This is a genomic window from Companilactobacillus paralimentarius DSM 13238 = JCM 10415 (assembly GCF_001434985.1).
Lineage (GTDB): Bacteria > Bacillota > Bacilli > Lactobacillales > Lactobacillaceae > Companilactobacillus > Companilactobacillus paralimentarius.
On the sequence record NZ_AZES01000117.1, the window covers coordinates 1 to 25,339 of the forward strand.

Consider the following 25,339-nt stretch of genomic DNA (forward strand, 5'->3'; position numbering starts at 1 on the left):
TGAGGTTGCCTTCTATACAAAAACTATTCATCAATACGATTTGACAAAGAGCCCTTTTTATATTGTCCAAAATTAGTGTTCAGAAATTAAATTTTGAGGTTCTTTTTGGAGTAAAGGTGACAATTCGCCATCAACGCACAGAGTTAGACTATGCATTGCTCGAGTACAGATTGTGTACAAAACGTCAGTACTACGAAGGTCAGGATAATTTTTAGCCGAAATATCGTGGCCAATAACAGCATCGAATTCAAGTCCCTTAGCCAAATAGATTGGTAAAATCAAAATTCCCTTAGGAATGGAACGGAAATCAGCATCAACTAATGTAACGATGGATTCGTCACTGAAATGGGTGTAAATTTGTTCAGCTTGGGCCTGATTACGGGCCAAAATCGCAACAGTGTCATATTTCTTGTTCAATTCTTTAGCTGTTTCTTTCAAGCCTTGATAATAGTCATCATTATTGAAAACTTTGATAACAGGATCCTCGCCTTGACGGGAAAAAGCTTTGACTTCATCGCCATTGGGTAATAATTTCTTGGCAAAATTAGTTATTTCAGCAGTTGAACGATAACTCTGGTTCAAAGTAATAGTAGTGATACGTTTCTTTTTGAATAGTTCATTAACCTCAGTAACCAAATCATTTTTACGATAAGAACTAGTCAAAACATCTTGTGAACGATCGCCTAACAAGGTCATTTTAGCATTAGGAAAAGCGTGGGAAATGTATTTTAACTGAGCCATTGTGTAGTCTTGAACTTCATCAATAAAAATGTGTTGAATAGCATGATTGATACCACCGTCGGTAACAAAATCTCTTAAATAGAGAATGGCAACCGAGTCGCTAAGGTTTAATTTATGGGCCTCAATTTGGTTATCAATTGATTCAATCATAGTTTGCCAAACACTGTCAGAGACCAAGCTTTGTTGCATCTCATTAAGCAAGAAAAGATATTCCTTGTAAGGATTAAAGAAGTAATTATTGAGTAGAGCGTTATAAATTGGCGCATAACGTTCACGCAAAAACTCTTCAGCGATAATTTCACGTTGGTTGGCCGATTCTTCAATATTGTGATCTGTAATGATTTGTTGAAAATCTTCATCAGACAAATTATCGATTTCAGCTTGAACCCAATCTTCATTTCGATCCTCATGAATCCTTCTTTGGAGACGCTTGATCAAAGCGTTCTTAGTTTTTAGAAAACGGTCGGGAATGTGGTAGGCCGGATTGGTACTTTGATAAATTTCAGCAATTTCGTCCCCAGTGAAGAACGGTTTACCCTCAAAAATAATATCTTCGAAGTATGGTGTATGTTCACGATGATCGTTTTCTAATTGTTCCAAGTGTTCTAGAAAGTCACCACTTTCTTTGTATAAACGCATTTTGATAGTTGTCTCTGGCAGATTACGTTCATCTTTTTCATAACGTTCGAAGAGTGTTTCCACTTGAACACCAGTTAGACGTAGTGAAATGAACTCATTGAGAGTAACTTGGCGCATGTTTCGTTCACCCAAACTAGGAAGAACTTCGGAAATGTAATTACTGAATAATTTATTAGGGGAGAAGAGAACAATATTGTCAGCATTCATTGTTGTACGGCTGTGATAAAGCAGATAAGCAACACGTTGTAAAATAGCTGAAGTCTTACCTGAACCAGCTACACCTTGAACTAAAAGAACATCGGAACGAGTATCACGGATAATGATGTTTTGCTCATGCTGGATAGTTGCAACGATACTTTTTAGATATTCATCGCTGTATTCACTCAAAACTGATTGGAGAATTTCATCACCAACGGTTTCATTAGTATCGAACATATTTCGAATTTTATTATGGACGATTTGGAATTGACGCTTTTTCTTTAATTCAACTTCAGCAGTGCCATTGGGAGTGGGATAAGTGACTTTTCCTAAAGTACCGTTATAGTAAATACCGGAAATAGGAGCTCGCCAATCGTAAATTAAGAATTCACCATCGTCATCTTGAAGTGTAGAAGTGCCTATATAAAGCGTGTCTTCCTCACCATCTTCAACAATATCAATTCGTCCAAAGTAAGGAGAACCTTGAAGATTTTCCAGTTTGAGACGGTTTGAATTCAAAATATTTTCATTTTCAACGGCTAAAGCAACCAATTGTTTCTGCTGTTGAACAGAAGCGTTAGTTTCCATTTGGTCGTCGACTTCAGTGGTATTAACTTTGGTATTTTCTCCGTAATTACGTTCGATACGGCTAGTTTCTTTGTGCGCTTGTGCAATACTAGCATCAACACGTTCAATCTGTCGTTCGATTTTTCCAGCAACCTGATCGACACGCTTTTGTTCTGATTCTTTGGATTGATTGATCGTCATTAAAATACCTCTCGTTGACAATTTGTCGTTTTTTAATTATGCTAATAGCAATTAGAGTACATTAAAGCATAAGCATTTTTGAGTACTAATTCAAGTAGTTGCTTTTAGAGAATAACTTCATGGCTGAAAAAGTTATCAACCTTGTTTTGGGAAATGGGTATGGTTAGTTACCTTATAACTTTGAGCGGTAGAGTATACTTTACAAAACAGGTGGCACCACGTATAAGCGTCCTATTATTTAATATAATAGGGCGCTTTTTTTATGAAGAGCCATTATACCATCTCAAAAATGTTTTTGCATTAATGAATCCAGGAGGAAAAATATGAAAACAAATACTATTTTGACAGGGGATCGTCCCACAGGCAAATTGCACATTGGTCATTATTTAGGTTCATTGAAGAATCGTGTTAAGCTTCAAAATGAAGGCAAATACAAAATGTTTGTCATGATTGCTGATATGCAAGCTTTCACTGATAATGCCAGAAATCCAGAAAAAGTTCGTAACAGTTTGATTCAAGTTGCGCTTGATTATCTTTCTGTAGGAATTGATCCAAGCAAAACTAATATTTTAGTACAATCACAAATTCCAGCACTAAATGAATTGACAATGTACTATCTTGATCTTGTCTCTGTTTCTCGTTTGGAAAGAAATCCTACTGTTAAGTCAGAAATTCAACAAAAGAGTTTTGGACAAAGTATTCCTGCTGGATTCTTAACATATCCAGTTAGTCAAACGGCTGATATTACAGCTTTCAAAGCTGACACAGTTCCTGTTGGTGATGATCAAGAACCAATGATGGAACAAGCTCGTGAAATAGTTCGTACTTTCAATAACACTTATAATGTTGATACATTGGTTGAACCTCAAGGTGTCTTCCCACCTAAGGGCCAAGGTAGATTACCTGGTATTGATGGTAACGCCAAGATGAGTAAATCACTAGGTGATTGTATCTACTTATCAGATCCTGCTGATGTTGTGACTAAAAAAGTTATGTCTATGTATACTGATCCAGATCACATTCACGTTGAAGATCCAGGTAAGATTGAAGGTAACACTGTCTTTACATATTTAGATGCCTTTGGAACAGATACAGACAAGATTGCTGAGTTAAAGGCACAATATCAAGCCGGTGGTTTAGGAGATGTTAAAGTAAAACGTTATTTGAATGATGTTCTACAAGAAATTCTAGAACCAATCCGTAATCGTCGTGCTGAATATGAAAAGGATATTCCTGGTGTTTACGATATTCTCAAAAAGGGTAGCGACAACGCCAACATCGTTGCTAACCAAACTTTAACAGAAGTTAGAAAAGCAATTGGTGTTAACTATTTTGACTAGTTTCTGAAAATAAAAACGCTTTTACAGAAAAATGCTATGCTTAACTCTTGATTTTATCAAGAGTCGGGTGTAGCATATTTTTTGTTCTAAAAAAATTAAAGTTTTTTTTGAAGAAAATGAGGTAGATTTATGGATGACTATAATTTGATTGGTTTCGTGATGAAATATACGATGATCAGGAAGCGAATCGCAGCTAGCTATTTGAAAAAAGAAGATTTAAATGCTTTTGAAAGTATTTTACTAGCCATTGTCTATAAAAGACATGAATGTAGTCAGGATAAAATTGGTGAAATCACATTGTTTGATGGTGCCAGTATTGCCCGTTCGTTAAAAAAACTTGAGGATCGCGGATTTGTATCCCGGCATGCTGATCCTAATAATCGTCGTAAGAAGATTGTTAGCATTACTGAAGCAGGTTCAGAGCTTTATGGTGAAGTACGCAAGGCTTTCAGTGAGAGTAATGATGCAATCTTTAAAGGCATAACTTCTGAGGAACAAACAGAATTAGAAAATATTTTGATGAAGGTTTACAAGAACCTTGATGATATCGAAATACCTTCTAAATAATTATAGAGAAGAGGAATTTTGTTATTATGGCGAATAATGATAAAGCAATCGTGGATGCACACGGGAAACCCTTTAACCGTAATCTTTTGGTTTTAGTGCTTCTTGTTGGTACATTCTGTACTGTTTTAAACGGTACAATTTTAACCACTGCCTTTCCAACCTTGATGAAGGAATTTAGCGTTACTACTTCTGACGTTCAATGGTTAACAACTGGATTTTTGATGGTTAATGGAATTATGATTCCTGTTACTGCTTGGTTAAGTAACAATTTTAGTACAAAGATTTTGTATATTATCGCAATGTCGACTTTCTTAGTCGGTACAATTATGTGTTTCACAGCACCAAACTTCGGTACTATCTTAGCCGGACGTTTGATTCAAGCTGTCGGTGTTGGTATTACAATGCCACTTATGCAAGTGGTTATGTTATCAATTTTCCCAGCTAATCAACGTGGTGCCGCCATGGGTCTTGGTGGATTAGTTATTGGACTTGCTCCAGCTATTGGACCTACACTTTCAGGTTTCATTATTGATAACTCTTCATGGAGACAACTTTTCGGAATGATCATTCCTATTGTCATCATCGTTTTGATTTTGGCATTCTTCTTTATGCGTCCAGTTATCAAAACGCGCCGTACTAAATTAGACGTGCTTTCATTATTTGAATCAACACTTGGTTTTGGTGCCATTCTTTATGGCTTTTCATCTGTTGGTGATGATGGTTGGGGTTCAATGAAAGTTATTGGCTCAATCGTCGTTGGTATTATTTTCATCCTATTATTTGGTTATCGCCAATTACATATGGATACACCATTCTTGGAATTACGTGTTTTCACAGAAAAGAAATTCGCAATTGCGGCTGCTTTGTCATCAGTTACTAACATGGCCATGGTCGGGGTTGAAATGGTGCTTCCATTGTACCTACAAATCGTTAAAGGTATGTCAGCTTTCCATTCTGGATTAACCTTACTACCAGGTGCCTTGATGATTGGTGTTATGAGTCCAATTACTGGTAATGCTTTTGATAAATATGGACCAAAAGATTTGGCACGTATGGGTATGTTCTTGTTAACAGCCGGTACAATTCCATTCTTGTTCCTAACAAAGAGTACACCTGTTTTAGATATCGTTGTGCTATACATGATTCGTATGTTTGGTATTTCAATGGTCTTGATGCCTGTTACAACTGATGGTATGAATGCATTGCCATTCAACTTGATGAGTCATGGTACAGCCGTTAATAATACTGTTAGACAAGTTTTCAGTTCTATGGGTACAGCTATCTTGGTCAGTGTCTTGACTAATGTTACAAACAACTTAAAACCAGGACATGCCATTCTTAAAGCAACACCATTAGAGTATAAAGATAAATTCTTCAACGCTACATTGAGTGGATATCACGCAGCCTTTGCTGTTGCTATTGTCTTTTGTTTAATTGGTTTCTTGATCACGTTTATGGTTAAGGGCAGTGCTAAATCAAAGACAATCGATACTGATCAATTGAAGAAAACAGAATTGGCAGGTGAAGAATAATGATTTTAATTACAATTTTAATCTGTGCAGGATTAGCATATTTCTTCGCTGTCTTTTTAAAGAATAAAAAAGTGGGATATGGACTATCATTCACATTTATCGCTTTATTCATCATAAGTTTGGTACTTTTGATTTCAAATGAATATGGTCATTTTGGAATGGAAAAAGTAACCAATGAAAAGACTTATCAAATTCAATCAGTTCAAAAGGGATCTAATTTACTCTTAGAGAAAAAGTTGGGTACAAGTGGCAAGGAGAGCGTTTATGTTTATCGCACCCCTGAAACTGCTAAAGCTAAGAAACCTCAAACAACTAAAGTTGATGTAAATGTTAAGAACGTAGTAAAGACTGGAAATTATTCAGCCGCTACATTAACAAAGAAAACAACTCGTTGGGAATACAAGAATGGTTTTTACTCATTCCTCTTTGGAATTTCTGATAACAACAAAGAATTTGTTAAACAAAAAAATACTTTCAAAGTTGGAAATGATTGGTTAGTTTTGACAACAAAACAAGCTAGTCAACTACAAAAGAAAATGAAGAGTAAAACTTTCAAAGCTCAAATGAAACAAGAAGGACAAACTTACGTGAAGGCAGCAGTAGCCAAAGCAATGCAAGCAAATCCAACTATGACATCAGCTGAGCAAAAGAAAGTTATTCAACAAGCTCAAAAAGAATTTAAGGCCGAAGCACAAGCTAAGCTAATTCAAGAAATTAAGAATCAAAAATAGAGTTCCTTTGTGGGACAAAATAAATAGCATCTATTGGGTAGTTTCCGATAGGTGCTATTTTTGTTGGTGTAAAGTGCCATTTTCAACTTTTACTTCAGACTAGAGAACAGTTCTATTTGGAATGGATGTATATATATTGTGTGGATGGAGTGGAAAACTAATCACAATTGAGAAAGAAATAGTGTTGACCCTTTTTACAATTCAGGGATGCTAGGGATGTTAATGAAAAGAAGACAAGAAAACAATCCATATCGAAGAGCATATAATAAAATTAATTTTAGTTTGGAAATATTGGTATGAAAGAAGCCAAATCATATTTCTCAGATTAAAAATTGAAATACTCTTTAGTCTGGAACAAAAATTGGGAATGCCTTCAGCCATGAAATCATTGTAAGTGGCATAGCCACTCACAATGAGGCCGACTTTGGAAATCCATAATCTTACACAAAGTGTAAGATTATTAGTTTCAAATCGTGCCCATGGCGTTCCAAGGCATTCCCAATTTTTGTGGAAGACGGCAATAGAATATCTATCCTAGCAACAGCAGTAGTAGTAGAACACCTCCTTACATCACGGAGACAAAACGTCTATCAAAATGACGCCTAAATATTTAAGTAATATTAAATATGATGTTAAATTTATTACGAAAAAATTATAAACATATAAATTAATAAATCTCGTTATTTATAAGGAAGAGGTACAGACAAATGAGTAAAAGATTCAAAATTGCTTTTGTTTGTGGTTTAGCTTTATTAATGATGTCTCCGCAAAGTGTTAAAGCCGATACGACTAATACATCCAAAATTGATTCGCAGGCGATTGTTAACACGAAATCAATTACGAATTTATATACAGAAGATGGTAAGTTGATTCAAAATCAAAAATTAGGCGCTAATACGGCTTGGGTGACTGATCAGAAACTGACGTATCAAGGCCAAACCTATTATCGAGTGGCTACGAATGAGTACATAGCAGCCGGAGATGTAACTATCAGTTACGGTCATGCAAAATCTGGAATAGTAGCTATCAATGACTGGGGTGGCGTCAGTTTTTCTCATGATGATAATGGCTTTTATCGTAATGGTCAAAAGAATTTTGTGGCTAATTCGTTATGGAAATACGATCAAGTCGATCAGAGCGGCGGATTGACTTATTATCGAATTGGCAATGATATTTGGGTGAATAGTAACGATGCGACCATAGCAGTTGGTTATCAGAATCCGAGTGGATGGTTCCAGATTCAAAATACTCAAATCAAACCCGTGGGGAATGTTGGGTATGATCTTTATAATGGTGTTGAAGGTGTCAAAGTTTATTTAGTAAGAAAATATTTTGGTTACTCCAATACTCATACGATCTATGACAGTTCAATTGCAGCAAGTGTCAAAAGTTTTCAAGCTCGTAGAGGATTACCTGTAACAGGTGTAGTCAACTTGGCTACATGGAAAAATATGGGCTTCTCAGAGTCTTCTTGGTATAGCCTTGATTCGTACGTAGCGCCGCTTGAAACTAACCAGACAAGTACGAGATCGGATCATATTGAGGCCATGATCAACCAGGCTTATAAGTATTTAGGTCAGACTTGGATCTCTGGTGCTGCCAGTTCACCACAGTATGGTGTTGATTGTTCAGGACTGGTAACACAAGCTTTATATGCTTCAGGTATCAATCCAGCACCTGTCTCGGCTATTCAACACGCTCAAGTGGGTAATGAGTGGAATAGCCGAATGCTTTGGAGTGATAATCGTATGCCAAAAGTTGACTTCAATAATCGTCAAAGAGGCGATTTGATTTTCTATACTGATCCGTCGACTGGCTTGATTTGGCATGTGGGGATTCTTTTAAATCGTGATACGATGATTGAATCATGGCCATATGCTGTGCAAGTACACTCAATCTATTCAGGACGCGGGAACATCGCCGGTGTCAAACGTGTATTTGCTTAATCAGAAATGAATCCGATATAATAGAATTCGGTTTTATCAATAGGGATAGAATGTGTTCAATTTCCTAAATAAAAGAATCTCGATCAATTATTGGTTAATTGGTCGAGATTTTGTATTTATCTATGATTTTATTTATAAGCCGATTATTATGTATTATAGAAAGACATGTTGATAATTGTTAGTGAAATTAGTGGGAGAGGTGAGATGATTGTGGAAAAGATTTTTGATGTTCAAGACTTGTCCTATCAAGTTGGTGATAAAGAGATTTTAAAACGTATCAGTGTAGAAATAGAGAAGGGGAAGTACATTACAGTAGTTGGACCTTCAGGAAGTGGAAAAAGTACTTTTATGCGAATTTTGGCCTCAATGATCAGTCAAACATCGGGGAAAGTACTATTTAATGGTAAAACAGTTGATTCCTATGAGCCAACAGAATATCGTCAAAGAGTTTCTTATGCTTTTCAACAACCAACCCTGTTTGGTAAAACAGTGCGAGATAATTTAATGTTTCCCTTTGAAGTTCGTAACGAAGAGTTTGATGAGAGCAAAGTTAAACAATATTTAAAGATGGTCAATTTAGATGAAAGCTATCTTGATAAGAGTGTTAACGATGTTTCTGGTGGTGAAAAACAGCGAATTGCACTTTTACGTAATTTGATTTTTCCACCGGAAGTGTTAATAACTGATGAGGTTACTGCTGGGTTGGATGTGGAAAACAAAAATATTGTTCATTCAATGCTAAATGAATTCAATCAACGAGGATTGACAATCTTACGAGTAACACATGATGAGTCAGAAATTGAAGCCTCACAGGATAAAATAACGATCAAAAATGGGGAGGTAGTGGATAATGTCTAATTTAACAGTTTCCAATTCAACTCTAATGTTGGGCTTCGTCTTAGTAATTGTGGCCTTAGTAATTGGCTATATTGAAAAATTACATATTGATAAGGATATTATTATTGGTGTTGTTCGAGCAATCATTCAGTTGTCGATTGTTGGATATGTTTTAAAATTTGTTATTAAGGCTGACGATATTTGGTTAACTTTAGCCTGCTTCATTATTATTGTTATCAATGCTTCTTATAATGCAGGAAAACGAGGTAATGGTATTCCAAAAGCATTTCAATCGTCATTATTAGCCATTTTTGTGGGAACGACCATCACTTTAGGAACGTTAGTTTTTACTGGCTCAATTAAATTTGTACCTGAACAGATCGTCCCTGTAACCGGAATGATTGCTAGTAATATCATGGTCGCTATTGGCCTTTGTTATCGCAACATGAAGCAGACCTTTTCTGATCGCCATCAACAGATTTTGGAAAAACTAGCTTTAGGCGCTGATATTAAACTAGCTTCACTCGATATTTTACGAGACAGTATCAAGAGTGGTATGCAACCCACAATCGATTCAATTAAGACACTTGGTTTGGTCAGTTTGCCAGGGATGATGTCGGGTTTGATCTTCGCCGGAGTTGATCCAGTTAAGGCAATTAAATATCAGATTATGGTTACCTTTATGCTGTTAGCATCGACTAGTATCGGTTCAATTATTTCCTGTTATTTAGGTTATCGTCAATTCTTTAATGAAAGAAAACAGTTAAAAAATGAATTAATTTCTTAACTTTGTGAAAAATAGGTCTACTATATAGGCCTATTTTTTTATATAATTGATACAATGGGATGTGATGTAAATTTGAAGTTAGCAGTTATTGAAATTGGATCTAACTCCATTAGAACATCAGTGTATCGATCTTCAAAAAAGAATCGCTTTAAAACTTTGGATCGTTGGCGTGAGCCGGTTCGATTAGGCAAATCAATTGCTCAGAGCCGTCTTTTAACTAATGATCAAATTGAAGAGACCATTGATGTTCTAAAGAAATTTCAAACTCGAATTGAAAGGTATCACGTAGATCGAACTAGTTTAATCGCCACTGCAGCAGTTAGAATGGCTAAAAATCAAGAACAACTAATTTTTGCTGTTCTTAAAGAAACTGGCTTGCAGCTAGAAATCATCAATGAGCAAGAAGAAGCTTATTATGATTATGTGGCCGTACGTAGCACAATGCGGATCAAAGATGCATTGATTGTTGATGTCGGTGGTGGTAGTAGTGAAATTAGTTTGGCAAAAAAAGGACGCTTAAAACACGGTCTTAGTATTCCAATTGGTGCTATTTCAATTTCGGATTTGTATTTAGAAAGTGATCCAATAAAAAGTGAACAACTAAGAGCGGCAAGAAAAGATATTAGTGAACGTTTAGACCGACTTACATGGATGAATGCAAAAGCTACCTTTGTTGGTTTAGGCGGAACTTTAAGGGCCGTAACTAGTATTTTGAATCGTGAAAATAGAAGAAAAAAGACGCTTCACAATTCAGTGATTACCGTTGACCAAATTGATGATTTATTTAACCAATTGATTCATTCTTCAATGGAAGAACGGAGTCAAATCAAAGAGTTGAGTGATGGTAGATATGAAGTTATTTTGGGCGGAATCTTAATAATTTCTGAAATCATAAAAAAGACCCCCTCTACCGAAATTCGTTTTTCGAACTTCGGAGTTAGAGAAGGCTATGTCTTTAATTATTTCCACAAGATGCATTTAAAAGAGTAAACAATTATGCGCGACTAGGGATGGTTATTTGAGCTTGGTCAAGAATATGTCCATCCATTTGGTGTAATAATTCGTTCATCCAAAAACCATTTTCCAAGTTAAGGTTATCATCTAGAGCAAACACCTTGAGAATATAATCATGGGTTTGATCTGGTGGATATGGTCCATTGTAACCAGTGGCCAAATCTTTGGGGCCATCAAATAATGGGCTGGCTGTGCTGTTCTTTCCTTGAACAATTGGACTTTGAGCAAGTCGACTGAAGTTTTCAGGTATTTCTAACTGTGAATTAGGAATATTTGCCATTGTCCAGTGAATCCATTCAAATCCACAAACGGGAATTGAATCAGGATCAGTAAAAGTCAAAGCAATAGTTTTTGTATCTGCCGGTAGATTGGATAATTGAATTGGGAAACTAATTAGAGGTTTCCCATTTTTTATATCCTCGGGAGCAGCATGCTTGCCATATTTATCGGGCAAGAGATTATTTGGTAAAGATACATTAACATCCATAAAAAAATCTCCTTTAAAATGAGGTGTAATAATGAAACAAATAGATAACAACGACCTATCTACTAGTATTGTAGAGCAGGTTCAAAAAATTGAGCAAGAATATAATAAAAAAGTCGAGATTTACTCAGACTATTCAAAACAAGAGTTTTTGACTTTAGATCAAGCAAGTCATGAGGTTAATGGTGATATCGTAAAAGTCGTTATCACTAATGAAAAATACAGTGAATTTGTTTTGGCACATGAACTTTATCATATTGCATTGGAATTGTCTGATGAGCCAAGTATCTCTTGTGCTGTAACATCTGGCAAACCAGATTATGATGGCCGTATTCTAGCAATTGCTAATTCAATCTTTGAAACATTAGAACATATCTCGGTTTTGAAATCTCAAAAAGCTGATGGAACTTATACAGACGAGGTCAAAGAAGAATTTCTCAAAGGAATTGAAGCAGCCCTTACACCTAAAGTTTCTTTAGATTTGGCCAATATGCGCTTCTACCGTACTTTGATCATGTTTGATGGCATTATTTTTAGTGAACACGCTCAAGATGATAAATGGAAAGATGAATTTCCAACATCGTACAAGTATGCTGAAAAATTGGTTAAGATTGCAGAAGCTAATGATTTATCGAGTGCATTCCACTTTAGACGTGCTTTAGTTAATGCATTGGACACTTATAATGAAATTATTTTATCTAATGGTTATGAAGGTTTAGGCTATCACGAATTTTTAAATATCACACCTGTATTATCAGAACGTCAATTGAGATTATCATTAAATCAAGTTTATCAAGTAAAACATTCTTCATTTAAGAATCGTGCAACTGGCAAAGATGCTTTCGTACTTTTGGGTATTAATGATGGTCAAAGCGTTACGACTTTGGATATTGATCCCGGTAAAGTAACGCCAGAATTTTACAAGGCCTTCTACCAATACAAGATCATCGATGTTTTCGAAAAAGAAGAAGTTAAATACTTAATTAGATAAGAGGGGATTTGTGTGCAAGATAAGATTGAAGAGTTTAAAGAATTACTAGACAAAGCTAATTTTGTAACTTTTCTAACTGGTGCAGGCGTATCTGTACCATCGGGAATTCCCGATTATCGTTCAAAAAACGGATTGTATAAGCGGAAGAGTTATAATTTTCCACCAGAATATATGTTGAGTCACGACAACTTAGTTGAACATCCTGATGTTTTCCATGATTTCGTAGTTCATAATATGTACTTTCCTGATGCACAACCTAATATTATCCATAAAAAAATGGCACAGATCAGTAATCAAAAGGGTGCCATCGTAACACAGAATGTCGATAAACTTCACACAAAAGCGGGAGCTAAGAATGTGGTAGAGTTTCATGGTAATTTGTATGATAATATTCATTGCCTAACTTGTGGCAAAGAGTTTGATTATAAGGATTATTTAAAAGATTATCGACACCATGAAGATAACGGTATTATTCGCCCTGGGACGACCGTCCTATATGGGGAAAATATTAACCCGAAAAACTTTCAAAATGCTGCTTTAGCAGTTCAAAAGGCTGATTTACTAGTGGTAGTGGGAACTAGTTTTAAAGTATATCCTTTTGCAGGATTACTAGAATATAGCACTCCCCAAGCTAAATTAGTGGTTATCAATAAAGAAGATTTAAACATTGATTCATCGATTCTAGCTATCGATGATGATGCGACGAACGTTTTTTCACAAATATAAAAGAATGCTATACTTAATATCAATTTGAAAGCGGTGGAGGTTAATATATTGACTGAAGAAAGAAAAACTTTTTACATTACAACACCCATTTATTATCCATCAGGAAAATTAACAATTGGGAACTCATATACAACGATTGCAGCGGACACCTTGGCTCGTTACAAGCGTAATGAAGGCTATGATGTTTTCTTCCTAACAGGAACTGACGAACATGGTCTTAAAATCGAACAAAAAGCCGAAGAAAAGCATATGGAACCACAAGAATATGTTGATATGATGGCTAAAGGAATCAAGGAGCTTTGGAAGAAGCTCGATATTTCTAACGACAAATTCATCCGTACAACAGATGATTATCATGTTAAAGCTGTTCAAAAAATTATTGAACGTCTAATTAAACAAGGGGATATTTATTTAGGCGAATACTCAGGTTGGTATTCAGTTGACGATGAGGAATACTTTACTGAATCACAAATGGCCGAAGTTTATCATGATGAAAATGGTAAAGTCATCGGTGGTAAAGCTCCTTCAGGTCATGAAGTTCAACTTGTTAAAGAACCATGTTATTTCTTCAAGATGAGCAAATATGCTGATCGTCTTTTGCAATATTATAAAGACAACCCAACCTTCATCGAACCAGAAATTCGTAAGAATGAAATGATCAATAATTTTATCAAACCAGGTCTAGAAGACTTAGCTATTTCTAGAACAACTTTCAACTGGGGTGTTAAAGTTCCAAGTAATCCAGAACACGTTGTTTATGTTTGGATTGATGCGCTTTTGAACTATATCACAGCTCTTGGTTATGAAAGCGACGACGATTCCCTCTTCAAGAGATACTGGCCAGCTAATGTTCAATTTGTTGGTAAGGAAATCGTTCGTTTCCATACTATTTACTGGCCAATCATTTTGATGGCTTTGGGTGTTGAATTGCCTAAGCAAGTCTTCGGTCATGGTTGGTTATTGATGAAAGACGGTAAGATGTCTAAATCTAAGGGAAATGTCGTTTATCCAGAAATGTTAGTTTCTAGATATGGACTAGATTCACTTCGTTACTACTTGATGCGTGCAATGCCATTTGGTAGCGATGGTGTCTTCACTCCTGAAGATTACATTGACAAGATTAACTACGATTTAGCTAACGATTTAGGAAACTTATTGAACAGAACTATTTCAATGATCAATAAGTATGATGATGGTAAGGTTGTTTCAATCGCTGCTGTAACAGATCTTGATAAAGATCTTGAAAAATCATATGCCGACACTTTGGCAGCTTACAGAGAACATATGGATAAATTTGAATTCCCTGATGCCTTAGCTAGCGTTTGGTCATTCATCAGTCGTGCTAATAAGTATATCGATGAGACACAACCATGGGTTCTTGCTAAAGATGACAGTAAGAAGGCTGAACTACAAGCTGTCTTAGGTCACTTGGCTGAATCATTACGTTTGATTGCCTTGCTCATCAGTCCTGTTATGACACAAGCTCCAGTTAAGATGTTCTCTCAATTGGGCCTTGATTATAGTAGTGATAAGTCACTTGATTTTGGCGACACAGTGGTAGGTAAGACTGTTACTGCTAAACCAGAGCCAATCTTCCCACGTTTGGATGCTGAAGAAGAAGTTAAGTATATTAAGGGCAAGATGGCTGAAGAACAAGCTAAGCATGGTGCTGGTAAGTTGAGTAAATCTGCTCAAGCTAAGGCTAAAGCTCAAGCAGCTTCTGACGATGGTTATCCTAAAGAAATCGAATTTGATGATTTTGAAAAAGTTAAGATGGTTGTAACCGAGATTCTTGATGTAAAACCAGTAGAAAATTCAAGTAAATTACTTCAATTTAAGTTGGATGATGGATCAGGCGTTGATCGTCAAATCCTTTCAGGAATGCACAAATTCTACCCTAACTATAAAGAGTTGATTGGTAAGAAAGTCCTAGCAGTTGTTAACTTGAAGCCTCGTAAGATGGTTGGCGAATGGAGTAACGGAATGTTGCTATCAACTGAAAAAGGTGACGAAGTAAAACTTGCTATCGTGGATAATTCACATAAAAATGGAGCTATTTTAGGCTAATGAAAATCTTTGATACACATACACATTTAAATGATGAAGCTTTTGCTGGTAAAACCCAACAATTCATTGATAATGCAAAAGAGTTAGATGTTGTTGAAATGGCTATTATTGGTTCTAATGAAGAGTTCAATATTGAAGCCATTCGTTTAGCACAGAATTACCAACCATTGCATGCTGTAGTCGGTTGGCATCCTGAATTTGCCAAAGAGTACAATGAAGAACAATTGGTTAATCAGATCAAATTGCCCGAAGTTGTTGGTATTGGTGAAATTGGCTTGGATTATCATTGGGAAGAAGACCCAGATCCCAAGATTCAACAAAAAGTTTTGATTCAACAGTTGGATGTGGCTAAACAATATAACATGCCAGTCTCAATTCATTGTCGTGATGCTTTTGATGATATGTATGAAATTCTTAAGAATCATGATATGTCTAAGTCAGGTATTATCTTGCATAGTTTCAATGGGGATGTTAAGTGGCTTAATCGTTTCTTAGACCTTGGTTTATGGATCTCTTATAGTGGCGTCGTTTCATTTAAAAACGCACCCGAGGTTCATGAATCAGCCAAGAATACACCGCTAGATCGATTGCTGGTGGAAACTGATGCACCATACTTAACACCTGAACCATATCGTGGTCATTCTAATCAACCGGCATACACTAGATACGTAGTCGATGCGATTGCTAAGTATAAAGATATTTCACCTGATGAAGTTGCTGAACATACCTTTAAAAATGCTCATAAAGTGTATAATCTATAAACATGAAAAAAATAAAAGAAATTATAGTTGTAGAAGGTAAATCCGATACCAATCGATTAAAAGATTGTTTTGGTGATGTCGATACAATTGAAACAACTGGTTCGGCACTTAATCAAGAGACAATCGAACGTATCAAGATTGCTCAAGATAAGCGTGGCGTAATTGTGTTCACTGACCCCGATTTTAATGGAAATCGTCTCCGAACTATTATTCAAAAGGCTGTTCCTGCTGCTAAACAGGCTTTTCTACCAAGATCTCAAGCAGTTCCCAAAAAGAGTGATGGTAGTTTAGGAATAGAACACGCTAATGATGCAGACATCAAGGCGGCTTTGGCAGCCGTTTATACTAGAATCGATAACAATTTTAAGGATTATGACCATGATGACATGGTGGATCTTGGTTTAGTAGGTAAAAGTGATTCGCATTTACGTCGTGAATTTGTTGGTTCAAAACTGAAGATAGGTTACACTAATGCCAAACAATTTTTGAATCGTCTGAATATGTTTCAAATTGCACCACAAGATTTAGTCGCCATAGTTGAAAAATTTGATAAAGGAAGTACTCATGACACAAAATAGATTAAGTATCGCTGACCCTATTCGTACTAATGACATAATGCGCAAGTATAAGTTACGCGCAAAGAAAAGTTTGGGGCAAAATTTTTTAACAAATGAAAAAGTTTTAGACGGAATTGTGGATGCTAGTGGTTTGAAATCAGATGAGATTGCTATTGAAATTGGACCTGGTATTGGTGCTTTGACTGAAAAATTAGCACAAGTTGCCGAAAAAGTTTATGCATTTGAAATTGATGAAAATTTGATTCCTGTATTAGCTGATACCTTACAGTATTATGATAATATTGAGGTTATCAATCAGGATATTTTGAAAGTTGATTTAGATGAATTTGTTAAAGAACATGATTTGGTTGGTAAAACAATCAAAGTTGTAGCTAATTTACCTTATTACATCACTACACCAATTATGTTGAATTTGATTAATAGTGATTATCCGTTCCAATCACTTGTTTTGATGATGCAAAAAGAAGTAGCTGAAAGAATCACTGCCAATCCGGGGCATCGTGAGTATGGTTCTTTAACTATTGCAGTGCAAACACAAATGGATGCAAAGATTGATCGTATTGTCGGTCGCAACTCTTTCATCCCACGTCCTAAAGTTGATTCAGCCGTTGCGGTTTTGAATCGTTTACCAAAGGAAAAAGTAGATATTAGTGATCCTGTATTCTTCAATAAAGTAGTTCGTTCTTCCTTTGCTCATAAGCGTAAGAGCTTGATGAATAATATGTTGAACTGGCAAGGAAGAACTGATGAGAATCGTGCAAAGATCAAAGCCATTTTTGAAAAATGCAACATTGGTGAAAATGCTCGTGCTGAAGAAGTTTCAATTGAACAATTCAAGCAAATGGCAATAGAATTTGCAAAATAGTGTATAATTCCTGTCGTCCGTAAAGATTTTGTTATAGAGGACGGCATCAAAAAAATAATTTTATGCCAAATGAAAGTTTTTCTTGAAAAAATCAATGAAACGTGGTAAAATTTCACTCCTAAGGAGTGATTATTATAATGCCAACATCATTGAAGACAATTAAGAGTCGATTAGATTCACACTTAGGTGAGAATTTGACTATTGTCGCACAAGCAGGTCGTAAGAAAGTAATCCGCCGTCGCGGAACTTTATCAGAAACATTCCATTCAGTTTTTGTTGTAGATTTGGATCAAAATGAAAATTCTTTTGAAAGAGTTTCATACAGTTATGCAGATCTATTAACAAAATCAATCGATATTCATTTTGATAATGAAGAAGAAGTAGCTGAAACTGATTCTGACTCAGACACTGAGGCAGAGGCTGAATAATAAGAATCCGTTAGTTGGAATAGTGAACAATAAGTTTAATTTCCAAGCAATAAAGTAAATAGACCATGATAATCAAAATTGATTATTATGGTCTATTTTTTGTTTAATATTTTATTTTGAACGTTTATAGTATTCCAGACCAAGCTACTTTGCCACAGGAGCTGACATCTAAATTTTATGCAAAAATTTATAAAGTTTGTAAAATGATACTGGTTACATTCAAAAAAACATGAATTGTTCATTGTTTTGCTTTATAATCTTGTAGTGAGATACGTTTTAGGAGAAAAAAAGATGAAAACACGAAGAAGCGAACGTTTAATTGATATGACTCGCTATTTACTTGAACGACCACATACGCTAATTTCACTAGCGTTTTTTGCTGATCGTTACGAATCAGCTAAATCGTCAATATCTGAGGATCTGGGTATTTTGAGAAGAACATTTATGATCAGAGGAATTGGTGTTCTAGAAACATTGCCTGGTGCTGGTGGCGGTGTGATATTTACACCTGGAATTTCTAAGAAAGAAGCAACTGAATTTGTTGAAGAAACATCCAAAAAATTAGTTGAACCCAACCGTATTTTACCTGGTGGGTATTTGTACTTAACTGATTTGTTGGCTGATCCTGAATTATTGAGAAATGTTGGCCGTATGATTGCCACCCAATATTCACAAAGTTCAATTGATGTCGTTATGACGGTGGCTACTAAAGGTATACCAATTGCCCAAAGTGTAGCTAATTTCTTGAATATTCCATTTGTGATTGTTCGTCGTGACTCGAAGATCACTGAAGGATCAACTATTAGTGTCAACTATGCATCAGGTTCATCTGATCGTGTTGAAAAAATGGAATTATCAAAACGCAGTTTAGAAGAAGGATCACGTGTATTAGTTGTTGATGACTTCATGAAAGGCGGCGGAACCATCAATGGTTTGCGTAGTTTGATCTCGGAATTCAATGCTATTTTTGTTGGTGCAACGGTCTTTGCCGAAAACATCAATATTAATAGTCAATTTGGTGATTCCGATGTAACATCAATTTTCAAAGTAACAAAAATTGATACCAAGAATCGAGTTTTGAATGTGGAACCGGGAAATTATTTAACAAATACCGATTTCAGTTATTTTGAATAAATTCTTGATTGAGCAGTTATATATAATAATGCTATTATATATAAGGATATTTGAATGACTGAAGGGAGTTTCTGATGTCGAATCGTTATGTAATAATTCTTGCTGCCGGTAAAGGTACAAGAATGAAGTCGAGACTATACAAAGTATTGCATCCTGTTGCTGGTAGAGCAATGGTTGATCATGTTTTAACGCAAGTTGAAAAGATCGAACCAGACTTGATTGAAACTGTTATTGGAAATGGTGCCGATAAAGTTAGAGATCTACTCGGTGATAGAACTAACTATGCTTTGCAAGAGGAACAATTGGGAACAGCAAATGCTGTAATGCAAGCTGAAAAGGATCTAGGTAACAAAGAGGGTATAACGCTCATTGTTAATGGTGATACACCATTATTCACTGCTGATACTTTTGAAAAATTATTAGATTATCATGAAAAAGAAGAAGCAGCCGTTACAATTTTGACAGCGCATGCTGATAATCCATTTGGTTACGGTCGTATTGTCCGTGATAATGGTGGCAACGTTGAAAAAATTGTTGAGCAAAAAGATGCTTCAAGAAGTGAACAAGAAATACAAGAAATTAATACTGGTGTATTGTGTTTTGACAATAAACTATTGTTTGAAAACTTACATAAAGTTAATAATGATAATGCCCAAGGTGAATATTATTTACCTGACGTAATTTCATTGCTTAAAGAACAAGGTAAGAAAGTTTCAGCCTTTGAAATGGCTGATTTGAGCGAATCATTAGGTGTTAATGATCGTGTTGCCTTGTCACAAGCTGAAAAGATTATGCAAAGAAGAATCAACGAAGCACATATGCGTGATGGCGTTACAATCGTTGATCCTGATAACACATATATTGATATTGATGTTGAAATTGGTAACGATACAGTTATCGAACCAAATGTAAAAATCTTTGGTAAAACAACTATTGGTTCAGAATGTGTTATTGGTTCTGGCTCAAGAATTTCTGATTCTGAGATTCAAGATAACGTTGAAGTTATCAGTTCAACAATTGAGAGTGCTATTATGCATAAAGGTAGCAATGTTGGGCCTAACTCACATCTAAGACCAAAAGCTGAAATTGGCCGTGATGTCCATATTGGTAATTTCTGTGAAGTTAAAAATGCTAAAATTGGTGACAGAACTAAGGTTGGTCATTTGACATATGTCGGTGATGCAACTCTTGGAACTGATATCAATGTTGGTTGTGGAGTGGTTTTTGTTAACTACGATGGTGTTAAGAAGTGGCACAGTAATATCGGTGACCATTCATTTATTGGTAGCAATTCAAATATTATTGCTCCAGTAGAAATGGCTGATCATTCATTTATTGCCGCTGGTTCAACTATTACTAACGACATTCCTAAGCATGCAATGGCTATTGCGCGTGAAAGACAAACTAACAAAGAAGATTTTTGGGAAAGATTACCACTATCAAAAAGTGAAGATTGGAAATAAGGGTGAATAATTAATGTCATGTCAAAATAATGAACGACCAATGAAAATTTTTGCATTGAACTCTAATAAACCTTTAGCAGAAAAAATTGCTAAGGTTGTAGGAGTACCACTTGGAAAGTCATCAGTTACACGTTTCAGTGACGGTGAAATCCAAATTAATATTGAAGAAAGTATTCGTGGAGCAGAAGTCTTCTTGATTCAATCAACTTCAGCACCAGTTAACGATAATTTGATGGAATTATTGATCATGGTTGATGCCTTAAGACGTGCTTCAGCTAGTGTTATCAATGTTGTAATTCCTTATTATGGTTATGCTAGACAAGATCGTAAATCACGTTCACGTGAACCTATTACTGCTAAATTAGTTGCTAATATGTTGGAACGTGCTGGTGTAGATCGTGTACTTGCACTTGATCTTCATGCTGCACAAATTCAAGGTTTCTTCGATATTCCAGTTGATCATTTGATGGGTGCTCCATTGCTAGCTGATTACTTCCTAACAAATCATCTAGAAGAAGGCGCTGTTGTTGTTTCACCTGATCATGGTGGTGTAACTCGTGCCAGAAAACTAGCTGAATTCTTGAAGACACCAATTGCTATTATCGATAAACGTAGACCTCGTGCCAATGTTGCTGAAGTTATGAATATTATTGGTAATGTTAAAGGCAAACGTGCCATCATTATTGATGATATGATCGATACTGCTGGTACAATTTCTCTAGCATCTCAAGCACTTATTGATGCTGGTGCTACTGAAGTTTACGCATGTTGTACACACCCAATTCTTTCAGGTCCTGCTATCGAAAGAATTGAAGCATCACCAATCAAGACTTTAGTTGTTACTGATTCAATCAATCTTCCTAAAGAAAAAATTATCGACAAGATGGTTCAAGTTTCAGTTGGACCACTTATCGGTGAAGCAATTCAACGTGTCCATGAAAATGAACCTGTCAGTCCATTGTTCAATACACGTTTTAAGAATAAAAAATAAGCCGCAAATAAAAAAGAGTCACTTCTTAGAAAGTGGCTCTTTTTTTTCATGTGTTATTGGTATTAACTCTTTTAACTACGTGATAATATGAGCAATAGAAAAAGGTCATTAAAGCCTTTTGAGGTGATAGGATGAAACAATATAAAGTTATCGTTTGGGGCCTTGGAAATGTTGGTAGAGCAGCTATCAGAATGATTCAAGAAAAACAATCATTGAAGTTGGTTGCTGCTGTTGATGTTGACCCTAAGAAAATCGGTCGTGATTCTGGTGAAATATTTAATTTTCCTAAAACCGGTATTACTGTAACTGATAATATTGAAGATGCATTGAAGTTAGATGCAGATGTAGTTTTGGATTATACACCGTTAGTTCGTGACGAAAAGGGTGGTTTTACTCCTAGTGCACTTGATATTTGTCGAGTATTAAAGTCTAAAAAGAATGTTGTCACAACTTTGCCAATCTATTATTCACAAGTTACAACACCAGATTTGTATAAGATGATCAATGATACTGCTAAAGAAAACGGTGTTTCATATTTGCCAACCGGATTATTGCCAGGAGCCTATGCATCATATATTCCAACGGTCTTGGCAGGTTTGATGGGACACGTTGATAAAATAACTGTTCAATCAGGTGAAGACGATCAACACAACTATTCAAGTTGGGTCAAGGTCTTCGGCTATGGGATGGATCCAGATAAATTCCCACAGGATAAACTCAAATTAGGAATTGCTTCATACTACATTTCAGGTGTGTATGAGATGGGAGAGCGTTTAGGAATTAAGTTTGACGATGTAAAAGTTGATCACGCGTGGTATACAGCTCCTGAAGATTTGCACCCAACTTTTGGAACTGTTAAGAAAGGGACCATTTATGGACATAAGTTTACAATGAGTGGCATGGTTAAAGGTGAAGCTAAAGTCAGTTTGATTTATGTACACAAGATTTGTGATGATGTTGTTAAAACACCTGCCATTGATAATGAAATTCATATTGAAGGTATGCCAAAATCATTGGATATCAGCATCAACGGAATGATGCCACTAGATGAAAGTTATGTAACTAGCGCAGCGCCAAGTGTTAATGTGATTCCAATGGTAGTAGATGGACCAAGTGGATTCTTACAAGCTCTAGATTTGAAAGTCGTTACACCTTTACATTAAAAATTTTCAACAAAAAAATCCGTATTAACTGTTATAGGATAGTTCCAAAACAGTTAGTGCGGATTATTTTTAGTATCTATTGTTATTGTTGTTATTTCTTTGTTGATATCTCAATAGATCACGAATTTGTTGTAAGTATTCAGTTTGTGGGTCAGGAATTTCATCACCATTTTTATCAAACTTACTACGTGAACCATCACGACGCATTCTATTCATCATTTTAACAATTATGAAAACAACGAACATAATGATCAAGAAATTGATTATAGCATTGATGAAGTCACCGATTAGAAAATTTGCACCTAAAACTTGGAACTTCATATCTGACAAATCAATTTGCCCAATAATGAGACCGATTAGCGGATTTAAAATGTAGGTAGTTAACGCTGATACCAAACTGTTGAAAGCAGCACCAACGATAACACCGACGGCTAAGTCAACAACACTACCACGGGAAATAAACTCTTGGAATTCCTTAAACATTTTCGCCAAATCTCCTTCATTGATTTTACCTTTTTCAAAGTACAAGACTCACTCTACTATATTTTCAAAAAAATAAAAGAGGTGACATAAATATTTAGTGAAATTTTAATTGAGATTATTATTTTACTGGTGGAACGTTGTGAATATGACTTGAAGGTAATCCTAATTATTGATAAGTAATAAAAGATATTATCCGATTGGTAGCGAAAGCTCTGTACGTTTCGGCATTTTCGACTTTTGTGGAAAATGAAATTTTAAGCTAACCATAATAAGAATAACTAAATTTATTTGTTAATATATTGTGCATACTTTTTCTTGATATCTCTTAAATCGGTCAAAGCCAACTTGGTATCAACCTCGTCAGTCATTGTCTGTTTAGTGGTATCGTCCCAATTGTAGTATTTGGTCATATATTCGATAACTGGTGTTTTGATGGAACGCATGTGTTTCATGTTAAAAAGCATTTGGCTACTACGACGTAAGAGATAATCGATTGGATGTTCTACCATTTCGTGTTCTAGGCCGTACGTTAACATAGCCCAGTCGATTCTAGGTAGGCGAGCTTTAGTTTTGGTTTCTGGTAATAATTGATAAATAGCATCAACGTTAGAACCATAGCGTTGAACTAATTTTTCAGCTTCATCACGTGTCAGATTGTGGTTAGTGATTCCTTCATGAACAGCTTTATCGAAAAAGTCCATCCAGTGTTCTTCACCACCAACGTCGCCACCACCAAGTGTTAAATCTTTTGTCTGTGCCGGTTGAAATTCGTAATTAGTTTCGACTGATAATTGTTGAGCTACTCGGTCGACAATTTTTTCAGCCATTTTACGGTAACCAGTTAATTTTCCACCAGCAATCGATAATAAGTCGCTGTCGGATTGGAAAATCTCATCTTTACGAGATATTTCGGAAGGAGATTTACCTTCTTCCTGAATTAGTGGTCTGACACCGGACCAACCAGCCTCAACATCGTCAGGTGTTAGATATTGAGGTAAATCGAACATTTGATTTGCGGCGGCTAAGATGTAAGTCACATCAGTAGCTGTGATATTTGGTTCTTTCGGATCTTCAGTCCAAGTGGTATCGGTTGTTCCGATATAAGTTTTACCTTCACGAGGAATGGCAAACATCATACGATTATCGTGAAATGGCGTGTCAAAATAAATTGAATTAGAAATTGGAAATTTTTCTTGATCGATAACTAAGTGAACTCCCTTAGTCAGATGAAGATGTTTACCCTTGTTGGAATCGTCCATTTTTCGGATCTCATCAACCCAGGGACCACAAGCATTAACAACTTTTTTGGCGTGTATCTCACCGATTTCACCATTGATTTGATCTTCATAGGTAACGCCGCAAACACGTTTATCATCATTATAAAGTAGACCAGTAACTTTAACATAGTTAGCAATTTTAGCACCTAAGTCGTTGGCTTTTTTCAAGACTTCCAAAGTTAGACGAGCGTCATCAGTTCTGTATTCAACGTAAACACCAGCACCCTTAAGGTTTTCTGATTTTAAATAAGGCTCACGTTCCATAGTATCGCGAGGCTTTAACATATATTTACGTTCGGAGTACTTTACTTCAGCCAATCGATCGTAAACGTCTAATCCGATAGCAGTCGTAAACGGACCAAAAGTTCCACCTTCATAGAAAGGCAACATCATTTTCAATGGGGTAGTGATTTGAGGAGCATTGTTATAAACAATAGCTCGTTCACTACCGACTTCATGAACTTCCTTGATAGCTGCTTGTTTTAAGTATCTTAAGCCACCGTGAACTAATTTGGTGGAACGACTTGAGGTTCCAGAAGCAAAGTCGCGCATTTCAACTAAACCAGTTTGAATGTGTCGACTTTGAGCGTCTAAAGTAATACCACTACCAGTAATACCACCGCCGATAACAAGTAAGTCTAGTTGGTTGGTTTGCATATCTTGTAAATTCTTAGTTCTTATACTATTTGAAAATTCTTTCATGTTGCCCTCCAATCGATAGTTACTGATTATTGAATTCAAAATAATCATAATCTCACTGAATAAGAATTGCACGAGTGAAACATAAAATTAATACATTTATTTTAATTAAAATTTCAAAAATATGAA

General features: G+C 35.8%; 23 protein-coding genes. 19 read left to right on the forward strand and 4 right to left on the reverse strand.

From position 1 onward, the window contains the following. Nucleotides 1-72 precede the first annotated feature (72 nt). Nucleotides 73-2,346 (reverse strand): RNA polymerase recycling motor HelD, encoded by a 2,274-nt coding sequence (helD, locus tag FD33_RS09635; protein ID WP_025084358.1) that lies wholly within the window; start codon nucleotides 2,344-2,346, stop codon nucleotides 73-75. Between the two features lie 323 nt (nucleotides 2,347-2,669). Here helD and trpS point away from each other — a divergent pair, with 323 nt between their 5' ends. The 8 genes from trpS to FD33_RS09675 all read left to right on the forward strand — a co-directional run bounded on the left by trpS (nucleotide 2,670) and on the right by FD33_RS09675 (nucleotide 11,076). Then, nucleotides 2,670-3,686 carry a tryptophan--tRNA ligase gene (gene trpS / locus FD33_RS09640; protein ID WP_025084359.1) on the forward strand — a complete coding sequence of 339 codons (1,017 nt, stop codon included), beginning with the start codon at nucleotides 2,670-2,672 and terminating at the stop codon, nucleotides 3,684-3,686. A 129-nt stretch (nucleotides 3,687-3,815) separates the two neighbouring features. Continuing rightward, nucleotides 3,816-4,253, forward strand: a complete 438-nt coding sequence (locus FD33_RS09645; protein WP_025084360.1) for a MarR family winged helix-turn-helix transcriptional regulator — start codon at nucleotides 3,816-3,818, stop codon at nucleotides 4,251-4,253. A gap of 26 nt (nucleotides 4,254-4,279) precedes the next feature. Continuing rightward, the gene (locus tag FD33_RS09650; RefSeq protein WP_025084361.1) at nucleotides 4,280-5,785 is read left to right on the forward strand and encodes an MDR family MFS transporter; all 1,506 of its coding nucleotides are present in this window, start codon (nucleotides 4,280-4,282) and stop codon (nucleotides 5,783-5,785) included. Beyond that, nucleotides 5,785-6,516, forward strand: a complete 732-nt coding sequence (locus FD33_RS09655) for a DUF4811 domain-containing protein (protein ID WP_025084362.1) — start codon at nucleotides 5,785-5,787, stop codon at nucleotides 6,514-6,516. Before FD33_RS09650 ends, FD33_RS09655 begins: the two co-directional genes overlap by 1 nt. Nucleotides 6,517-7,223: 707 nt before the next feature. Next, nucleotides 7,224-8,462 carry a peptidoglycan-binding protein gene (locus FD33_RS09660; protein WP_056955942.1) on the forward strand — a complete coding sequence of 413 codons (1,239 nt, stop codon included), beginning with the start codon at nucleotides 7,224-7,226 and terminating at the stop codon, nucleotides 8,460-8,462. Nucleotides 8,463-8,672: 210 nt separating this feature from the next. Continuing rightward, complete coding sequence (locus tag FD33_RS09665) at nucleotides 8,673-9,320, forward strand: ABC transporter ATP-binding protein (protein ID WP_025084363.1); 648 nt, start codon at nucleotides 8,673-8,675, stop codon at nucleotides 9,318-9,320. Continuing rightward, entirely contained in the window at nucleotides 9,313-10,086 is a 774-nt protein-coding gene (locus FD33_RS09670) for an ABC transporter permease (protein ID WP_025084364.1), read from the forward strand. The genes FD33_RS09665 and FD33_RS09670 overlap by 8 nt, the downstream gene beginning before the upstream one ends. A 72-nt stretch (nucleotides 10,087-10,158) precedes the next feature. Further along, on the forward strand, nucleotides 10,159-11,076 hold the full coding sequence (locus tag FD33_RS09675; RefSeq protein WP_025084365.1) for a Ppx/GppA phosphatase family protein: 918 nt from the start codon (nucleotides 10,159-10,161) through the stop codon (nucleotides 11,074-11,076). 4 nt (nucleotides 11,077-11,080) lie between these two features. Here the strand turns inward: FD33_RS09675 and FD33_RS09680 are convergent, their stop codons facing one another. Continuing rightward, entirely contained in the window at nucleotides 11,081-11,587 is a 507-nt protein-coding gene (locus FD33_RS09680) for a YbhB/YbcL family Raf kinase inhibitor-like protein (RefSeq protein ID WP_025084366.1), read from the reverse strand. Between the two features lie 31 nt (nucleotides 11,588-11,618). Between FD33_RS09680 and FD33_RS09685 the strand changes: the two genes are divergently transcribed. The 11 genes from FD33_RS09685 to FD33_RS09735 all read left to right on the forward strand — a co-directional run bounded on the left by FD33_RS09685 (nucleotide 11,619) and on the right by FD33_RS09735 (nucleotide 22,751). Continuing rightward, on the forward strand, nucleotides 11,619-12,575 hold the full coding sequence (locus tag FD33_RS09685; RefSeq protein ID WP_025084367.1) for a hypothetical protein: 957 nt from the start codon (nucleotides 11,619-11,621) through the stop codon (nucleotides 12,573-12,575). A 24-nt stretch (nucleotides 12,576-12,599) separates the two neighbouring features. Further along, complete coding sequence (locus FD33_RS09690; RefSeq protein WP_056955954.1) at nucleotides 12,600-13,301, forward strand: NAD-dependent protein deacylase; 702 nt, start codon at nucleotides 12,600-12,602, stop codon at nucleotides 13,299-13,301. Nucleotides 13,302-13,346: 45 nt separating this feature from the next. Continuing rightward, nucleotides 13,347-15,368 (forward strand): methionine--tRNA ligase, encoded by a 2,022-nt coding sequence (gene metG / locus FD33_RS09695; RefSeq protein WP_404280445.1) that lies wholly within the window; start codon nucleotides 13,347-13,349, stop codon nucleotides 15,366-15,368. After that, a complete protein-coding gene (locus FD33_RS09700) occupies nucleotides 15,368-16,129 on the forward strand; it encodes a TatD family hydrolase (RefSeq protein WP_025084368.1) in 762 nt (253 codons plus the stop codon). The genes metG and FD33_RS09700 overlap by 1 nt, the downstream gene beginning before the upstream one ends. A gap of 2 nt (nucleotides 16,130-16,131) precedes the next feature. Further along, a complete protein-coding gene (gene rnmV / locus FD33_RS09705) occupies nucleotides 16,132-16,707 on the forward strand; it encodes a ribonuclease M5 (protein WP_025084369.1) in 576 nt (191 codons plus the stop codon). Beyond that, nucleotides 16,694-17,572 (forward strand): 16S rRNA (adenine(1518)-N(6)/adenine(1519)-N(6))-dimethyltransferase RsmA, encoded by an 879-nt coding sequence (gene rsmA, locus FD33_RS09710; protein WP_025084370.1) that lies wholly within the window; start codon nucleotides 16,694-16,696, stop codon nucleotides 17,570-17,572. The genes rnmV and rsmA overlap by 14 nt, the downstream gene beginning before the upstream one ends. A gap of 137 nt (nucleotides 17,573-17,709) precedes the next feature. After that, the gene (locus tag FD33_RS09715; RefSeq protein WP_025084371.1) at nucleotides 17,710-18,000 is read left to right on the forward strand and encodes a Veg family protein; all 291 of its coding nucleotides are present in this window, start codon (nucleotides 17,710-17,712) and stop codon (nucleotides 17,998-18,000) included. A gap of 291 nt (nucleotides 18,001-18,291) precedes the next feature. Next, nucleotides 18,292-19,134 (forward strand): pur operon repressor, encoded by an 843-nt coding sequence (purR, locus tag FD33_RS09720; protein ID WP_025084372.1) that lies wholly within the window; start codon nucleotides 18,292-18,294, stop codon nucleotides 19,132-19,134. A 74-nt stretch (nucleotides 19,135-19,208) separates the two neighbouring features. Continuing rightward, nucleotides 19,209-20,597 carry a bifunctional UDP-N-acetylglucosamine diphosphorylase/glucosamine-1-phosphate N-acetyltransferase GlmU gene (gene glmU / locus FD33_RS09725; RefSeq protein WP_054642414.1) on the forward strand — a complete coding sequence of 463 codons (1,389 nt, stop codon included), beginning with the start codon at nucleotides 19,209-19,211 and terminating at the stop codon, nucleotides 20,595-20,597. Nucleotides 20,598-20,610: 13 nt separating this feature from the next. After that, nucleotides 20,611-21,588: a ribose-phosphate diphosphokinase gene (locus tag FD33_RS09730; RefSeq protein WP_025084373.1), complete on the forward strand. Its 978-nt coding sequence runs from the start codon at nucleotides 20,611-20,613 to the stop codon at nucleotides 21,586-21,588. A gap of 131 nt (nucleotides 21,589-21,719) precedes the next feature. Further along, the gene (locus FD33_RS09735; RefSeq protein ID WP_025084374.1) at nucleotides 21,720-22,751 is read left to right on the forward strand and encodes a hypothetical protein; all 1,032 of its coding nucleotides are present in this window, start codon (nucleotides 21,720-21,722) and stop codon (nucleotides 22,749-22,751) included. Between the two features lie 69 nt (nucleotides 22,752-22,820). Here FD33_RS09735 and mscL read toward each other — a convergent pair whose 3' ends face one another. Beyond that, complete coding sequence (gene mscL, locus FD33_RS09740; RefSeq protein ID WP_025084375.1) at nucleotides 22,821-23,234, reverse strand: large conductance mechanosensitive channel protein MscL; 414 nt, start codon at nucleotides 23,232-23,234, stop codon at nucleotides 22,821-22,823. A 284-nt stretch (nucleotides 23,235-23,518) separates the two neighbouring features. Beyond that, a complete protein-coding gene (locus tag FD33_RS09745) occupies nucleotides 23,519-25,213 on the reverse strand; it encodes a glycerol-3-phosphate dehydrogenase/oxidase (RefSeq protein WP_025084376.1) in 1,695 nt (564 codons plus the stop codon). Between the last annotated feature and the right edge of the window lie 126 nt (nucleotides 25,214-25,339).

Excerpts from the sequence above, each read along its gene's own strand:
- helD (WP_025084358.1), bottom strand. The coding sequence starts at position 2,346 with ATGACGATCAATCAATCCAAAGAATCAGAACAAAAGCGTGTCGATCAG.
- trpS (WP_025084359.1), top strand. The coding sequence starts at position 2,670 with ATGAAAACAAATACTATTTTGACAGGGGATCGTCCCACAGGCAAATTG.
- FD33_RS09645 (WP_025084360.1), top strand. The coding sequence starts at position 3,816 with ATGGATGACTATAATTTGATTGGTTTCGTGATGAAATATACGATGATC.
- FD33_RS09650 (WP_025084361.1), top strand. The coding sequence starts at position 4,280 with ATGGCGAATAATGATAAAGCAATCGTGGATGCACACGGGAAACCCTTT.
- FD33_RS09655 (WP_025084362.1), top strand. The coding sequence starts at position 5,785 with ATGATTTTAATTACAATTTTAATCTGTGCAGGATTAGCATATTTCTTC.
- FD33_RS09660 (WP_056955942.1), top strand. The coding sequence starts at position 7,224 with ATGAGTAAAAGATTCAAAATTGCTTTTGTTTGTGGTTTAGCTTTATTA.
- FD33_RS09670 (WP_025084364.1), top strand. The coding sequence starts at position 9,313 with ATGTCTAATTTAACAGTTTCCAATTCAACTCTAATGTTGGGCTTCGTC.
- FD33_RS09680 (WP_025084366.1), bottom strand. The coding sequence starts at position 11,587 with ATGGATGTTAATGTATCTTTACCAAATAATCTCTTGCCCGATAAATAT.
- FD33_RS09685 (WP_025084367.1), top strand. The coding sequence starts at position 11,619 with ATGAAACAAATAGATAACAACGACCTATCTACTAGTATTGTAGAGCAG.
- FD33_RS09700 (WP_025084368.1), top strand. The coding sequence starts at position 15,368 with ATGAAAATCTTTGATACACATACACATTTAAATGATGAAGCTTTTGCT.
- rnmV (WP_025084369.1), top strand. The coding sequence starts at position 16,132 with ATGAAAAAAATAAAAGAAATTATAGTTGTAGAAGGTAAATCCGATACC.
- rsmA (WP_025084370.1), top strand. The coding sequence starts at position 16,694 with ATGACACAAAATAGATTAAGTATCGCTGACCCTATTCGTACTAATGAC.
- FD33_RS09715 (WP_025084371.1), top strand. The coding sequence starts at position 17,710 with ATGCCAACATCATTGAAGACAATTAAGAGTCGATTAGATTCACACTTA.
- purR (WP_025084372.1), top strand. The coding sequence starts at position 18,292 with ATGAAAACACGAAGAAGCGAACGTTTAATTGATATGACTCGCTATTTA.
- glmU (WP_054642414.1), top strand. The coding sequence starts at position 19,209 with ATGTCGAATCGTTATGTAATAATTCTTGCTGCCGGTAAAGGTACAAGA.
- FD33_RS09730 (WP_025084373.1), top strand. The coding sequence starts at position 20,611 with ATGTCATGTCAAAATAATGAACGACCAATGAAAATTTTTGCATTGAAC.
- FD33_RS09735 (WP_025084374.1), top strand. The coding sequence starts at position 21,720 with ATGAAACAATATAAAGTTATCGTTTGGGGCCTTGGAAATGTTGGTAGA.
- mscL (WP_025084375.1), bottom strand. The coding sequence starts at position 23,234 with ATGTTTAAGGAATTCCAAGAGTTTATTTCCCGTGGTAGTGTTGTTGAC.
- FD33_RS09745 (WP_025084376.1), bottom strand. The coding sequence starts at position 25,213 with ATGAAAGAATTTTCAAATAGTATAAGAACTAAGAATTTACAAGATATG.